13 protein-coding genes are annotated in these 14,906 nt (G+C 73.8%); 7 read left to right on the top strand and 6 right to left on the bottom strand.

Annotation, left to right across the window (positions count from 1 at the left end; all coding sequences use genetic code 11):
• The first annotated feature begins 845 nt into the window (after positions 1-845).
• Positions 846-2,048: an amino acid deaminase/aldolase gene (locus OG349_RS29265; RefSeq protein WP_327237436.1), complete on the top strand. Its 1,203-nt coding sequence runs from the start codon at positions 846-848 to the stop codon at positions 2,046-2,048.
• Between the two features lie 45 nt (positions 2,049-2,093).
• Here OG349_RS29265 and OG349_RS29260 read toward each other — a convergent pair whose 3' ends face one another.
• The 3 genes from OG349_RS29260 to OG349_RS29250 all read right to left on the bottom strand — a co-directional run bounded on the left by OG349_RS29260 (position 2,094) and on the right by OG349_RS29250 (position 5,729).
• A complete protein-coding gene (locus OG349_RS29260; RefSeq protein WP_327237435.1) occupies positions 2,094-2,909 on the bottom strand; it encodes a 3-oxoacyl-ACP reductase in 816 nt (271 codons plus the stop codon).
• Between the two features lie 7 nt (positions 2,910-2,916).
• Positions 2,917-4,263, bottom strand: coding sequence for an aldehyde dehydrogenase family protein (locus tag OG349_RS29255; protein ID WP_327238775.1), 1,347 nt, complete (start codon positions 4,261-4,263; stop codon positions 2,917-2,919).
• A gap of 101 nt (positions 4,264-4,364) precedes the next feature.
• Positions 4,365-5,729 carry a glutamine synthetase family protein gene (locus OG349_RS29250; protein ID WP_327237434.1) on the bottom strand — a complete coding sequence of 455 codons (1,365 nt, stop codon included), beginning with the start codon at positions 5,727-5,729 and terminating at the stop codon, positions 4,365-4,367.
• A gap of 78 nt (positions 5,730-5,807) precedes the next feature.
• On the opposite strand from OG349_RS29250, the gene OG349_RS29245 reads away from it, so the two are divergent.
• The 3 genes from OG349_RS29245 to OG349_RS29235 all read left to right on the top strand — a co-directional run bounded on the left by OG349_RS29245 (position 5,808) and on the right by OG349_RS29235 (position 9,094).
• Positions 5,808-6,668 (top strand): FadR/GntR family transcriptional regulator, encoded by an 861-nt coding sequence (locus OG349_RS29245; protein ID WP_327237433.1) that lies wholly within the window; start codon positions 5,808-5,810, stop codon positions 6,666-6,668.
• Positions 6,669-6,814: 146 nt separating this feature from the next.
• On the top strand, positions 6,815-8,320 hold the full coding sequence (gene eat / locus OG349_RS29240) for an ethanolamine permease (RefSeq protein ID WP_327237432.1): 1,506 nt from the start codon (positions 6,815-6,817) through the stop codon (positions 8,318-8,320).
• Positions 8,321-8,398: 78 nt separating this feature from the next.
• The gene (locus OG349_RS29235; protein ID WP_327237431.1) at positions 8,399-9,094 is read left to right on the top strand and encodes a gamma-glutamyl-gamma-aminobutyrate hydrolase family protein; all 696 of its coding nucleotides are present in this window, start codon (positions 8,399-8,401) and stop codon (positions 9,092-9,094) included.
• Between the two features lie 275 nt (positions 9,095-9,369).
• On the opposite strand, the gene OG349_RS29230 is transcribed toward OG349_RS29235, so the two are convergent.
• On the bottom strand, positions 9,370-10,311 hold the full coding sequence (locus OG349_RS29230) for a LysR family transcriptional regulator (RefSeq protein WP_327237430.1): 942 nt from the start codon (positions 10,309-10,311) through the stop codon (positions 9,370-9,372).
• Positions 10,312-10,381: 70 nt separating this feature from the next.
• Here OG349_RS29230 and OG349_RS29225 point away from each other — a divergent pair, with 70 nt between their 5' ends.
• On the top strand, positions 10,382-11,524 hold the full coding sequence (locus OG349_RS29225; protein WP_327237429.1) for a TDT family transporter: 1,143 nt from the start codon (positions 10,382-10,384) through the stop codon (positions 11,522-11,524).
• Here the strand turns inward: OG349_RS29225 and OG349_RS29220 are convergent.
• Both OG349_RS29220 and OG349_RS29215 read right to left on the bottom strand, forming a co-directional pair.
• Entirely contained in the window at positions 11,463-12,239 is a 777-nt protein-coding gene (locus OG349_RS29220; RefSeq protein WP_327237428.1) for a helical backbone metal receptor, read from the bottom strand. The two genes, OG349_RS29225 and OG349_RS29220, sit on opposite strands and share 62 nt — an antisense overlap.
• Positions 12,240-12,247: 8 nt before the next feature.
• A complete protein-coding gene (locus OG349_RS29215) occupies positions 12,248-12,796 on the bottom strand; it encodes a helix-turn-helix domain-containing protein (RefSeq protein WP_161312802.1) in 549 nt (182 codons plus the stop codon).
• A gap of 231 nt (positions 12,797-13,027) precedes the next feature.
• On the opposite strand from OG349_RS29215, the gene OG349_RS29210 reads away from it, so the two are divergent.
• The gene (locus OG349_RS29210; RefSeq protein WP_327238774.1) at positions 13,028-13,933 is read left to right on the top strand and encodes a 5'-3' exonuclease; all 906 of its coding nucleotides are present in this window, start codon (positions 13,028-13,030) and stop codon (positions 13,931-13,933) included.
• Between the two features lie 49 nt (positions 13,934-13,982).
• Positions 13,983-14,825, top strand: coding sequence for a siderophore-interacting protein (locus OG349_RS29205; RefSeq protein WP_327237427.1), 843 nt, complete (start codon positions 13,983-13,985; stop codon positions 14,823-14,825).
• Positions 14,826-14,906: the final 81 nt, after the last annotated feature.

Below are 14,906 nucleotides of genomic sequence, written 5' to 3'. Positions count from 1 at the left end.
CACGGACCCGGAAGGACGGCCACCCACACCACCGGGAGCCGCACCGGACACCGCCCCGTACCCGGCCCGGGGACCAGCAGCGTCAGCAGGTCCCGACCCCGGAACCTGGCCGGAGGGCGGGGGCGGCCCGGCAGGACGGAGGCGTTCCGGCCGGGCAGAACCAGTGTCCGCGACGGCGCCGGGCCCGGGACCCGCGGTCGGCCTGGGCCCCTGGCCCGAGCCGGGCTGCGGGCCGGACGGCCGCATGCCGTCCGAGCCCGGAGGGCGGCCGACCGGGCCCGTCGGCGGTATGGGCCCTTGGCCCGTGCCCGGCCGCGAGGCGGGCGGCCCCGCGCCGTCGGGGCGATCGTCGCGCTGCGCGTCGGACAGGTGCGCCCCGTTGGGGGCCGGCCTGCCGCCGTCCCCCCTCGACCGGGGGGCAAGGCCCTCGGGGGCACTCGGGGCCTGGGCCGTGGTCGGAGGCGCGGCAGCGGCCTCTGCCGCGGCGGCGGGCGAATCGCCCGCCCGGGGGGCCGGGACCTTTGTCGTCGGCTCGTCGCCCGGTCGCGGCGGCGGTGGTGGTATCCGGGGTGGGTTCGCAGGCGGTGGGGTGTGGGGTGGGCGGGGTGGTACGGGGGCGCGTTGTGCCTCGGTGCTCATCCGGCCCCCATGTCCTCTTCCGGTGCGCGGCTGGTCGCATGCCGATCGGCCTTGCGGGGCAGGCCCGTTCATCGCCGCGTGGGCGTCACTCTACGGGCTGGCGCGGGCCCGGCGGGAACAGGAACGCGGGCCGGGGGGACGTCGGGGAGGTTCTGCCCAGAACATCCCCCCTACCGATCGGTAATCCGGTCTGGCAAGCTCGGCGCATGAATCCGCGCGCCACTGACCGGGCCCGGTACGACCGGGCCACCGCCCCTCTCGACGCGCCGCTCGCGCTCGTCGATCTCGCCGCGTTCGACGCCAACGCCGACGACCTCCTGCGCCGCGCCGGCGGCAAACCCGTCAGGGTCGCGAGCAAGTCGGTACGCTGCCGGGCACTGCTCGAACGGGTGCTGGCCCGGGACGGCTTCGCGGGGATCATGTCGTTCACACTCGCCGAGTCGCTGTGGCTGGCCCGCGCCGGGTTCGAGGACGTCCTCCTCGCCTACCCGTCCGCCGACCGCGCCGCGTACGCGCAACTCGCCGCCGACCCGAAGCTCGCCGCCGCCGTCACCGTCATGATCGACGACCCGGCCCACCTGGAACTCATCGACGCGGCCCGCGACGGCGGCGCCGAGGAGATCAGGGTCTGCCTCGAACTGGACACCTCCCTGCGGATGCTGGGCGGCCGCGTCCGCGTCGGCGCCCTCCGCTCGCCCCTCCGCGAGCCCGCCCAGCTGGCCGAGCTGGCCAGGTCCGTCGTGCGCCGGCCGGGCTTCCGGCTGGTCGGCCTGATGGCGTACGAAGGCCATGTGGCCGGCGTCGGCGACTCCGTGGCCGGCCGGCCGTTCCGCTCCCGGGCCGTACGGCTCATGCAGTCCGCCGCCCGCAAGGAACTGGCCGAACGCCGCGCCGCCGTGGTGCGCGCGGTACGGACCGTGGCGCCCGACCTGGAGTTCGTCAACGGCGGCGGCACCGGCAGTGTGCAGCACACCGCCGCCGAGGACGCGGTCACCGAGATCGCCGCGGGGTCGGGCCTCTACCAGCCGCGGCTCTTCGACAACTACACCTCGTTCAGCGGCCGTCCGGCCGCCCTGTTCGCCCTGCCGGTCGTCCGCAGGCCCGGCGTCGGCGTGGTGACCGTGCTCGGCGGCGGCTACCCCGCGTCCGGCGCGGCGGGCCGGGACCGGCTGCCCGTCCCGTACCTGCCGGAAGGCCTGCGGTACGACGCGCAGGAAGGCCCCGGCGAGGTGCAGACCCCGCTCCTCGGCTCGGCCGCCGACGATCTGCTGATCGGCGACAAGGTGTGGTTCCGGCATGCCAAGGCCGGCGAACTCTGCGAACGCTTCGACACGTTGCACCTCGTGGAGGACGACCGCGTGGTGGCGAGCGTGCCCACGTACCGGGGCGAGGGCCTCACCTTCCTCTGACACGAAGGCGGGCCGGTCCCGGGGGGCGGGGCCGGCCCTCCCCCGCTACACCGGTGTCACGTACGCCCCCGAAATCCCCCCGTCCACCAGGAAGTCCGACGCGTTCACGAACGACGAGTCGTCGCTCGCCAGGAACGCGACCGCCGCCGCGATCTCGTCCGCCTCCGCGAACCGGCCCAGCGGGATGTGCACCAGCCGGCGCGCCGCCCGCTCGGGGTCCTTCGCGAACAGCTCCTGGAGCAAGGGGGTGTTGACGGGCCCCGGGCACAGCGCGTTGACGCGGATGCCCTCGCGGGCGAACTGCACGCCCAGTTCACGGGACATCGCCAGCACGCCTCCCTTGGACGCGGTGTACGAGATCTGCGAGGTCGCCGCGCCCATCCGGGCCACGAACGACGCGGTGTTGATGATCGAGCCCTTCCCCTGGCGTCGCATGTAGGGGATCGCGGCCTTGCAGCACAGGTACACGGACGTCAGGTTGACCTCCTGGACCCGACGCCACGCGTCGAGGCCCGTGGTGAGGATCGAGTCGTCCTCCGGCGGCGAGATGCCCGCGTTGTTGAACGCGATGTCGACGCTGCCGTACGTCTCGTACGCCGTCCTGAACAGCGCCTCGACCTCGTCGGCGTCGGTGACGTCGACCCGTACGAAAGTGCCGCCGGACTGCTCGGCGGCGGCTTTGCCCGCTGTCTCGTCGATGTCGCCGCAGACGATGTGCGCGCCCTCGGAGGCGAGGCGGCGCGCGGTGGCGAGGCCGATGCCGCTGCCGGCTCCGGTGATGACGGCGGTACGGCCGATCAGGCGCCGGCAGACGGGCGCTTCGCTCGGGGCGCTCAGGGCGGCGCTCTGGGGGTCGGTCATGGTGGGCTCAGGCCTCCGTGCTGATGAAGACGTTCTTGGTTTCCGTGAAGGCCGCGAGGGCGTCGGGGCCCAGTTCGCGGCCGAGTCCGGACTGCTTGTAGCCGCCGAACGGCGTCCCGTAACGGACGCTGCTGTGGGAGTTGACCGACAGGTTGCCCGCCGCGACGGCCCGCGAGACGCGCAGGGCGCGGCCCACGTCCCGGGTCCAGATGGACCCGGCGAGGCCGTAGTCCGTGGCGTTGGCCAGCCGGACGGCGTCCTCCTCGTCGTCGAAGGGCAGGACGACGGCGACCGGTCCGAAGACCTCGTCCGTCGCGACCGGGGAGCCGGCGTCCTGGTCGGTGAGGACGGTCGGCGGGAACCAGAAGCCGGGCCCTTCCGGCGCGCCGCCCCGGATGCCCGCGGCGCCTTCGGGGACGTACGACCGTACGCGCTCCAGCTGGACCGCCGAGATCAGCGGGCCCATCTGCGTCTTCTCGTCGGAGGGGTCGCCGACGACGACCGACTCGACGGCGGGGGCGAGCAGTTCGAGGAACCGCTCGTGGACCTCCCGCTGGACGAGGATGCGGGTACGGGCGCAGCAGTCCTGGCCGCTGTTGTCGAGGAACGCCATCGGGGCGGTGGCGGCGGCGAGGGCGAGATCGGAGTCGGCGAAGACGATGTTCGGGCTCTTGCCGCCGAGTTCGAGGGTCACGCGCTTCACCAGGCCGGCGCTCCTGGCCATGATCTGCTTGCCGATCCGGGTGGATCCGGTGAACACGATCTTGGCGACGCCCGGGTGTTCGACCAGCGCGTTGCCCGCGACGGGGCCGGCGCCGGGCAGGACCTGGAAGAGGTGCTCGGGAAGGCCTGCTTCCAGGGCGAGTTCGGCCAGGCGCAGCGCGGTGAGCGGCGTGGTCTCGGCGGGTTTGAGCAGGACGGCGTTGCCGGCCGCGAGGGCGGGGGCGGTGCCCCAGGCGGCGATCGGCATCGGGAAGTTCCAGGGGGCGATGACGCCGACCACGCCGAGGGGTTCGAGCAGGGTGATGTCGAGGCCGCCGGCGACCGGGATCTGACGACCCGTCAGTCGTTCGACTCCCCCGGCGGAGTAGTCGAGGAGGTCGCGGACGTTGCCGGCCTCCCAGCGGGCGTTGCCGATGGTGTGGCCGGCCTCGGTGACCTCCAGGAGGGCCAGTTCCTCGGTGTGGGCGTCGACCGCGGCGGCGAAGCGGCGCAGCAGCCGCGCGCGGTCGGCGGGGGCCGCGGCGGCCCAGCGGGCCTGCGCGACGGTGGCCCGTACGACCGCGGTGTCGACCTGCTCCAGGGTGGTCGCCGCCACCGTGGTCACGACCTCGCCGGTGGCGGGATTGAGGATCTGGTGTTCGGTGGGATGCTGCGGGTGTTCGGCGGGGTGGGGCCGGTGGTCGCCGGAGTGCTGCCGGTCCTCGGTGGGGTGTAGCTCGGGCACGTCGTTCCTCACAGGCGTTCGAAGGAGCGGCGCAGCTCCCAGTCGGTCACCGCGGCGTCGTAGGCCTCGACCTCGACCCGCGCCATGTTGCGGTAGTGGGCCACGACCTCGTCGCCGAAGGCCGCCCGGGCGATGGGGCTGTTCTCCCACAGCTCGGCCGCCTCGCGCAGGGAGGTCGGGACGTGCGCGTAGTCGCCGGTGTAGGCGTTGCCGGTGCACGCCTCGGGGAGGTCCAGCTCGTGCTCGATGCCGTACAGCCCGGCGGCGACGAGCCCGGCGACGGCGAGGTGCGGGTTGACGTCCCCGCCCGGCAGCCGGTTCTCGAAGCGCAGGGAGCGGCCGTGGCCGACGACGCGCAGCGCGCAGGTGCGGTTGTCGGGGCCCCAGGCGACGGCGGTGGGGGCGAAGGATCCGGGCTGGAAGCGTTTGTACGAGTTGATGTTCGGCGCGTACAGCAGGGAGAAGTCACGCAGCGCGGCGAGCTGGCCCGCGAGGAAGTGCCGCATGACGTCCGACATCCCGCCGGGGCCGTCCCCGGCCATGGCGTTGGCGCCGTGCTCGTCCTGGAGCGAGAGGTGGATGTGGCAGGAGTTGCCCTCGCGCTCGTTGTACTTGGCCATGAACGTCAGTGAGACGCCCTCCTGCGAGGCGATCTCCTTGGCGCCGGTCTTGTAGACGGCGTGCTGGTCACAGGTGACGAGCGCTTCGTCGTACTTGAAGACGATCTCGTGCTGCCCGGGGTTGCACTCGCCCTTGGCCGACTCCACGACCAGTCCGGCGGCCGTCATGTCGTTGCGGATACGGCGCAGCAGCGGCTCGATCCGGCCGGTGCCGAGGACGGAGTAGTCGATGTTGTACTGGTTGGCGGGGGTCAGGCCCTTGTACCCGCTGTCCCAGGCCTGCTCGTAGGTGTCCTTGAAGACGATGAACTCCAGCTCCGTGCCGGCGTGCGCCGTGAAGCCGCGCTCGGCCAGGCGCTCCAGCTGGCGGCGGAGGATCTGGCGGGGCGCGGCGACGACGGGGGAGCCGTCGTTCCAGGCGAGGTCGGCGAGGAGCATCGCCGTACCCTCGTTCCAGGGGACGCGGCGCAGGGTGGAGAAGTCGGGACGCATCGCGAAGTCGCCGTAGCCGCGGTCCCAGGAGGACATCGCGTAGCCGTCGACCGTGTTCATCTCCGTGTCGACGGCGAGGAGGTAGTTGCAGCCCTCGGTGCCGTGCTCCAGGACCTCTTCGAGGAAGAAGGGCGCGGCGAACCGCTTGCCCTGGAGCCGCCCCTGCATGTCGGGGAAGGCCAGGACGACCGTGTCGATCTCGCCGCTCTCGACCAGGATGCGCAGTTCCTCGACGCTGAGCGGGGGTGTGCGGTCTGCCACGGGATGGAGCCTCCTTCGGTCAGCCGGAAGCCATAAGGTATTCCTGGAGACCATTGATTGGGAAGGGGAAACGGCGACGTGGCGAAGAAGAACGAGCCGATGGACCCGTTGGAGCCACGGTCCGAACCGGCGTCCGAACCGGAGTCCGGGCCGGCGTCCGGCCCGCCGGCCCCCGATTCCGATCGCGCGATCCGGGACTCGCCGACCCCGGACTCACCGGCCCCCGACTCGCTGACCCCGGTCCTGCGGCCCGTGCGGGCCGGCAACGGTTTCGAGGAGGCCCTGGAGCAGATCCTCCAGGTCGTCCGGCTCGGTCTGGTGGCGGCCGGTGAACGGCTGCCCGCCGAGCGGGAGTTGGCGGACCGGTTGCGGATCAGCCGGGTCACGCTGCGCGAGGTGCTCAAGGTGCTCCAGGACCAGGGGCTGGTGGAGAGCCGCCGCGGCCGGTACGGCGGTACGTTCGTACGCCCCCGGCCCGACACCCCGGCGGGCGGCGCCGAGGAGGAGCTGCGGCGGCGGGTGTCCGGGGTGGACATCGAGGACGTCCTGCGCTTCCGCGAGGTGCTGGAGGTGGGCGCGGCGGGGCTCTGCGCGGCGCATGGGCTGGACGGCGAGCGGGCGGAGCGGCTGCGCGCGGCGCTCGCCGCGACGCACGACGCCCCGCTGGCGGAGTACCGCAGGCTGGACACCCTGCTCCACCTGACCCTGGCCGAGCTGTCCGGGTCGGCGACGCTGACCGCCCAGTACGCGGCCGTCCGGGCGACGGTCAACGACCTGCTGGACTGCATCCCGCTGCTCGTACGGAACTTGGAGCACTCGCAGCGGCAGCACACCGCGCTGGTGGGGGCGGTGCTCGACGGGGACGCGGACGGCGCGCGCGAGATGACGCGCGAGCACTGCGCGGGGACGGCGGCGCTGCTGCGGGGGTTCCTGGCGTGAGGGGTGGGCGGAGGCGGCATCACCGGCTGCCATTACCCGTCACCACCAAGAAGTAACAGCCTGTTGACGCGGGGGTCTTGCGCGGGACCGCACGGCCCGCAAAGGTGTGGCCTCACACCTTTGCACCACCGAGGCAGGAGCTGCTCATGAGCGACGGCACCGACTCGCGCGTCCCCACCACCCCGGCCGATTCCGTCCCCGGCGCGGGTCAGGGTCCCGGCCACGGTCAGGCCCCCGGCACCGAAGACGCCGACTACCTGCGCCGCCGTACGCTGCGCCGGGGCAGCGCCGGCTGGCTGCTCCTCACCGGCCTCGGAGTCGCGTACGTCGTCTCCGGGGACTTCTCCGGCTGGAACCTCGGCCTCGCCGAGGGCGGCTTCGGCGGTCTCGCCCTCGCCACCCTCCTGATGGGCGTGATGTACGCCTGTCTCGTCTTCTCCCTCGCCGAACTCTCCGCCATCCTGCCCACGGCGGGCGGCGGTTACGGCTTCGCCCGGCGCGCGCTCGGCACCTGGGGCGGCTTCCTGACCGGTACGGCGATCCTCATCGAGTACATCCTGGCGCCCGCCGCGATCGCCCTCTTCATCGGCGACTACGTCGAATCGCTCGGCCTCTTCGGGCTGACGTCCGACTGGCCGGTCTACCTCGCCTGCTTCCTGATCTTCATCGGCATCCACCTGTGGGGCGTCGGCGAGGCCCTGCGGTTCAGCCTGGTGGTGACGGCCGTCGCCGTCGCGGCGCTGCTGATCTTCGCCGTCGGCGCGTTCACCGAGTTCGACACCGGGGGCCTGAACGACATCCCCGTCGACCAGGACGCCTTCGGCTCGGGCTCCTGGCTGCCGTTCGGCCTCCTGGGGATCTGGTCGGCGTTCCCGTTCGGCATGTGGTTCTTCCTGGGGGTGGAAGGGGTGCCGCTGGCCGCCGAGGAGGCCAAGGACCCGGTGCGCTCGATGCCGAAGGCCCTGTCCATCTCCATGGCGGTGCTGGCGCTGCTGGCCCTGATCACCTTCTTCGCCGCGACCGGCGCGCGCGGCTCGGCCGCCGTGGCGGACGCGGGCAATCCGCTGGTGGTGGCGCTCCAGGGCGACGGGAAGCCGACCGCGCTCAGCCGGTTCGTGAACTACGCGGGGCTGGCCGGTCTGGTGGCCTCGTTCTTCTCGCTCATCTACGCCGGTTCCCGGCAGCTGTTCGCGCTCTCCCGGGCGGGCTACCTGCCCCGGTTCCTGTCGCTCACCAGCCGCCGCAAGGCGCCGTACCTCGGTCTGCTCATCCCCGGCGCGATCGGCTTCGCGCTCGCGGCGGGCAGCGGGGACGGCGGGCGGATGCTGAACGTGGCGGTGTTCGGCGCGACCATCTCGTACGCCCTGATGGCGCTCTCGCACCTCGTGCTGCGCCGCCGCGAGCCGGGCCTGCCCCGCCCGTACCGCACTCCCGGCGGGACGCTCACCTCCGGCACGGCCTTCGTGCTGGCCCTGTCGGCGCTGGTCGCGACATTCCTGGTGGACAAGGACGCGGCCTTCATCGCCCTGGGCGTGTACGCGGTCGCCCTCGCCTACTTCACCTTCTACAGTCGGCACCGGCTGGTCGCGGCGGCGCCCGAGGAGGAGTTCGCGGCGCTGGCCGAGGCGGAGGCGGAACTGGAACGGGGCTGACGGGGCCCATCGGCGGCGCCGGCGACTACCTGGATCAAGAGCGAACCAGCACACAGACCCACGGAGGACCGACCCCCCATGAAGCCGCTCATCGGCGTCAGCACCTACCTGGAGGACTCCGCGCGGTGGGGCGTCTGGGACCTGCCCGCCGCCCTGCTGCCCGTCGGCTACCCGAGGCTCGTCCAGCGCGCGGGCGGCCTCGCCGCGATGCTGCCGCCCGACGACCCGGCCTCGGCGGCCTCCGTGGTGGCCCGGCTGGACGGGCTGGTGATCGCGGGCGGGCCCGACGTGGAGCCCGTACGGTACGGCGCCGAGCCGCACCCGCTCACCGGGCCGCCGGCCCGGGACAGGGACGCGTGGGAACTGGCCCTGATCGAGGCGGCGTTGGCGTCCGGGACGCCGCTGCTGGGCATCTGCCGGGGCATGCAACTGCTGAACGTCGCCGTCGGCGGCACTCTCGTCCAGCACCTGGAGGGACACACCTCGGCGGTCGTCGGCTCGTTCGGCGCGCACGCGGTGACGCCGGTGCCGGGCACGCTGTACGAGTCCCTCGTCCAGGAGGAGATGACCGTGCCCGCTCAGCACCACCAGTCGGTCGACCGGCTCGGGGACGGCCTGACGGTCTCCGCGTTCGCGCCCGACGGCACGGTCGAGGCGGTCGAACTGGCCCCGCCCCACTGGGTGCTGGGGGTGCAGTGGCATCCGGAGATGGCGGAGGACACCCGGGTGATGGCGGCCCTGGTACGGGCGGCGGCGGGCGGAGACGGCGCCTGAGCGCACCGGGCGTACCTCGTCATGGGCGTCCTGCGCGTTCGCGCGGGACAGCACGCCGCCGCGCGTCGGCCGCCCCGGCCGCACCCGCCGTGCCCAGCCGGCCCGCGCCCCTGAACGACCCGTCAGGGCGACAGGTCCATCACGGCGCACGGCCCGTCAAGGCGCAGGGCGCGTCAAGGCGCAAGGCCCGTCACGGCGCCCGGCACCTCAGGGCTCACGGCACGTCAGGACGCCCGGTCCGTCAGGGCTCACAGCACCTGACGGCACGCGACCCTTCACGGCTCCCGCCGCGTCAGCGCCAGCAGGTCGCGGGCCGGGCCCGTGGGCCGAGGGCCCGCCGGCCAGACGGCCCGCAGTTCGCGGCGCAGCCCGATCCCGGTCACCGGCACGGCGACCAGGCGGCGGGCCGCCAGTTCCTCCACCACCGCGAGTTCGCTCAGGACGCACGGCCCCACGCCGCCCATCACGGCGGCCTTGAGCGCGGTGGTGGACGCCAGTTCCAGCAGGGGCGCGGCGGGACCTCCGTACGGGGCGAGGGCGGCGTCCAGCACCTGGCGGTTGCCGGAGCCCGGTTCCCGCAGGATCAGGCCGGTGGCGGCGAGTTCGGCGGGGTCGAGCGGAGCGCGGCGGCGGGCCCAGGGGTGGCCGGGCGCCGCGACCACGACCAGCCGGTCGTGCCAGATGACGGTGGCGTCGAGCCCCGCCGGTACGGTCGGGCCCTCCACGAAGCCGAGATCCGCCTCGTGGGCGAGGACGCGTGCCCCGACGCTGTCCGAGTTGCCCGCGTACAAGGAGACGGCCGTGCCGGGACGGGCCCGGTGGAGCGCGATCAGCCAGCCCGGCAGCAGGTACTCGGCGATGGTCATGCTGGCGGCGATCCGCAGCCGCGAGTCCTGGCGGGCCCGCAGCGCCTGCGCGCCCGCGTCGAAGGCCTCCGCCGACTCCACGACGCGCCGGGCCCACTCCGTGACGAGGATCCCCGCGTCGGTGAGCCGGGAGCCGCGCGGCGAGCGGTCCAGCAGGGCCACCCCGAGCTGCCGTTCCATGGCCTGGACACGGCCGCTGGCGGCGGGCTGGCTGATGCCCGTCTCCCGGGCCGCGCGGCCGAGGCTGCCCAGCCGGGCGACGGCGAGCAGCAGCTCCAGCGCGCCGAGGTCGGGCACGCGGTGTGCGAGAGACTGCCGGGAATTCCGGGAATGCCCTTCCACGTCGGTCATAGGTTCAGCTTATGACCTCATAGGGACAAAGGGGCTGGTGGGGCCGCCACCCCGGCCGCAGGGTGAGGACATGGTCAGCCTCGCCCACCCGCGCGTACGCCTCCCTGCCTCTGCCGGGCTCCCCGCGCTGCGGCACCTCGGACCCGCCTGGTACGCGACCGTCATGGGCACGGCCGTCGTGGCGAGCGCCGGGGCCGCCCTCCCCCTGCGGATACCGGGCCTGCGGACCACCGCCACGGCGGTGTGGGCGCTGTCGGCGGTGCTGCTCGCCGCCGTACTGGCCGCCCGTGCCACGCGCTGGGCGCGCCACCGCGACGCGGCCCGCGCCGATCTCCTGGACCCGGCGGTCGCGCCCTTCTACGGATGCCTGCCGATGGCGCTGCTGGCCGTGGGCGGCGCGACCCTCGCCGTGGGGGGTGACGTGCTCGGGCAGCGGGCCGCCGTGCTCGTGGACGGGGTCCTGTTCGGCGTGGGGACGGTCCTCGGGCTGGTGGTCGCCGTGACGATCCCGTACCTGATGGTCGTACGACACCGGCCGACCCTCGCGGACGTGTCGCCGGCCTGGCTGCTGCCGGTGGTCCCGCCCCTGGTCGCGGCGGGGGCCGGGGCCGGGCTGGTGCCGCACCTGCCGGCCGGGCAGGGCCGGGAGGCGCTGCTGCTGGGCTGTTACGCGATGTTCGGGCTGAGCCTGCTCGCCACGCTCGCGCTGCTGCCCCTGATCGTCGGCCGGCTGACGCTGCACGGCCCGCTGCCGCTCGCGCTGACGCCCGCGATGTTCCTGGTGCTCGGCCCGCTCGGACAGTCGGCCACGGCGGTGGGGCGGCTCGCGGACGTGGCGCCGACGGCGGTAGGCGGCTCCCTTCCGTCCGCCCTCGGCGCGTTCGCCGTGGTGTACGGCGTGCCGGTGATGGGGTTCGCGCTGCTGTGGCTGGCGCTGTCCGCCGCGCTGGTGGTACGGGCGCTGCGGCGCGGGATGCCGTTCTCGCTGGGCTGGTGGGCCTTCACCTTCCCGGTCGGCACCTGTGTGACCGGCGCGGAGGCGCTGGCGCACCGGACCGGTCTGATGGCCTTCCAGTGGCTCGCGGTGGGCCTGTTCGCCCTGCTGGTGTCGGCCTGGGTCATGGCCTGCGCGGGAACGGTACGGGGTCTGCTCAGCGGAGCGCTGCCCGCAGGGCCGCCGGTGCTTCGGCCAGGGACGGCCCGTACCAGGTGAGGAAACGCCCGTCGACCAGCTTGGCGGGCAGCCCGGGGAAGGCCTCGGGGCCGTCGTCGGCGGTGAAGCGGTACGGCTCGCCGGGCAGGACCACCAGGTCGGCGCCGCACGCGCGCAGCACGTCCAGAGGGATGCGCGGGTAGCGCTCGGGGTGGTCCGCGTACACGTTCCGTACGCCGAGCCGGGCCAGCAGATCCCCGGCGAAGGTGTCGCGGCCGAGCACCATCCACGGACGGCGCCAGATCGGTACGACAGTGGTGCGCGGCCGGTACGGGTACGGGGGCGGCACGGCCCACGCGGCCCGCGCGTCGTCCAGCCAGCGGGGCGGCGCGGCGAGCCCGCACCCGGTCAGCAGGACCCGTTCCAGCTCGGCGAAGGCCTGGTCCAGGGTCCTGACCTCGGTGACCATGACGTCGAGCCCGGCGGCGCGCAGGGCGGCCAGGTCGGGGGCCCGGTTCTCCTCCTCGTTGGCGACGACCAGGTCGGGGCGGAGCGCCACGACGGCCGCGACGTCGGGGTTCTTGGTGCCGCCGATCCGTACGACGTCGAGGCCGGCCGGGCGCTCGCACCAGTCCGTGGCGCCCACCAGCAGACCGGGGGCACTGACCGCGACCGCCTCGGTGAGGGAGGGGACGAGCGAGACGATGCGGCGTGTGGGCCGGCGTACGGGCCGGGGAGAGGTCGCCGGCGACCGCACCGGCCGGGAGGACGTCATGGTCGGTGTCAGCGCGGCGGGTCGACGGTCGCGTCGATGTGTTCCGCGACGGCGACGACGAGGATGCGGGTGCCCGGCTCCGTGGCGCGCCAGCGGTGCCGTACCCCACCGGACAGATAAAGCGTGTCGCCGCGCTCCAGGCGGTACGCGCGCCCCTCGGCCTCGACCTCCGCCGCGCCGTCCGCGATGTACATCACCTCGTCGTTGCGGTGCTGGTACTCCCGCCCGGTGTCCTGCTCGCCCGTGTACTCCTTGGCGTGCAGCTGATGCCCGCCGCGCGCCACCCGGCGGACCCCCGGGCCGCCGTCCCCGGCCCGGACGACGTCGACCGTCCGCGCGGAGTCGGCCGCCGCGTGCAGCTTGGGGATCGTCGTCTCCAGGGCGTCGGCCACCCGCTCCAGGGAGCGGGTGCTCGGCCTGGCGCGTTCGTTCTCGATCTGGCTCAGGAAGGGCACGGACAACCCGCTGCGGGCCGCGACCGCCGCCAGCGTCAGGCCCAGCGACCTGCGCCTCCTGCGGACGGCGGCGCCCACCCTGAGGGCTTCCTTGTCGTCCATAGTCTGGGCTCCCTCCCGACCGGACCGTCATCCTCTCAGAGTTGACGCCGGTACAAGGGCTGTCCCCGGAGGTTCCCCCTCTCGCTCCATCATGCGCGCGTCGGGCGGAAGGCGGTACCGGTACGGCGCGGCACGGGTCCGTGAACGTTCTGCCAGGAGCCCGGACACCGACGCGCGGGACCATCACTGTCAGTGCCGTGCGGCATCATCGGGGACGTGACGCGACGCCTGATGCTCCTCGACACCGCCTCCCTCTACTACCGCGCCTACTTCGGGGTCCCCGACTCCGTACGGGCCCCGGACGGCACCCCGGTCAACGCGGTGAAGGGGCTGCTGGACTTCATCGCCCGCCTGGTCCAGGACCACCACCCCGACGACCTGGTGGCGTGCATGGACGCGGACTGGCGGCCCCAGTGGCGGGTCGACCTGATCCCCTCGTACAAGGCGCACCGCGTGGCCGAACCGCACGCGGAGGGCCCCGACGAGGAGGAGACCCCGGACGCCCTGGCACCGCAGGTGCCGGTGATCGAGGAGGTGCTCGACGCGCTGGGCATCGCCCGGGTCGGCGTGGCGGGGTACGAGGCGGACGACGTGATCGGCACCCTGGCGACCCGGGCCACCGGTCCCGTGGACATCGTCACCGGGGACCGCGACCTCTACCAGCTGATCGACGACGCCCGGGGGGTGCGCGTGCTGTACCCCCTCAAGGGCGTCGGTTCGCTGCACCTCACGGACGAGGCGGCGCTGCGCGAGAAGTACGGGGTGGACGGGGCGGGTTATGTGGATCTCGCCCTCCTGCGCGGCGACCCGAGCGACGGGCTGCCGGGCGTGCCGGGCATCGGTGAGAAGACGGCGGCCAAACTGATCGACGCGTACGGGGACCTGGCGGGCATCATGGCGGCCGTCGCCGACCCCCGGTCGAAGCTGACCCCGTCGCAGCGCAAGCGGCTCGACGAGGCCCGGGAGTACGTGGCGGTGGCGCCGGTCGTCGTACGGGTCGCGCGGGACGTCCCCCTGCCGGACTTCGACCCCGTCCTCCCCTCCGAGCCGCTGCATGCGGAGGCCCTGGACGAGCTGGCCGGGCGGTGGGGCCTGGGCGGCGCGCTCCGGCGTCTTCTCCTGGCGCTCCAGCGCTGAGGTGTTAGCTTAGGTAAGCCTAAGCAACGCAACAGTTGGGGAGACCGCCGTGGCAGCACAGCCCGCCCGCAGGACACCGAAGGCACGTGAGGCACAGGTGGTGCGCACCGAGTGGATCACTCCACACATGGTGCGCCTCGTCCTGGGCGGTGACGGGCTGGACGGCCTGGACATCGGGGAGTTCACCGACCACTACATCAAGGTGCTGTTCGCCCCGGCGGGGGTGGCGTACCCGGAACCGTTCGACGTGGAGCGCATCCGGGAGGAGTTCCCGCGCGAGCAGTGGCCGACGACCCGTACGTACACCGTCCGCGCCTGGGACCCGGCCGCCCGGGAGCTGAGCGTCGACTTCGTGGTGCACGGCGACGAGGGGCTGGCCGGGCCGTGGGCGGCGCGGGCCCGGGTGGGCGAGACGATGCGCTTCCTCGGCCCCGGCGGCGGGTACGCGCCGGACCCTTCGGCGGACTGGCACCTGCTGGCCGGTGACGAGAGCGCTCTGCCGGCGATCGCCGCGGCGCTGGAGCGGGCCCCGGCGGGTGCGACGGTGCACGCCTTCGTGGAGATCTCGGGTCCCGGGGAGGAGCAGAAGATCGCCACGCCGGACGGGTTCGAGATCCGCTGGCTGCACCGCGGGGACCGGCCGGTGGGCGAGGCGCTGGTGGCCGCCGTACGGGCGCTGGACTTTCCCGCGGGCGACGTCCAGGCCTTCGTCCACGGCGAGGCGGGCTTCGTGAAGGAGCTGCGCCGCCATCTGCGGCTGGAGCGGGAGATCCCGCGCGAGCGGCTGTCCATCTCGGGGTACTGGCGGCTCGGCCAGAGCGACGAGGCGTGGCGCGCGGCCAAGCGGGAGTGGAACGAGCAGGTGGAGCGGGAGCAGGAAAGCGCGTCCTGAGCCGACCTGGCGCCGCACGCCGTCAACTCGGCGCCGCACGCCGCCTCCGCCTCCGCGTCACGCGGGAAAAGAAATTCGACG

This window comes from Streptomyces sp. NBC_01317, assembly GCF_035961655.1.
Taxonomy (GTDB): Bacteria; Actinomycetota; Actinomycetes; order Streptomycetales; family Streptomycetaceae; genus Streptomyces.
Note: the sequence above shows the minus strand (reverse complement) of the source record. Positions and strands in the feature narration are given on the sequence as shown.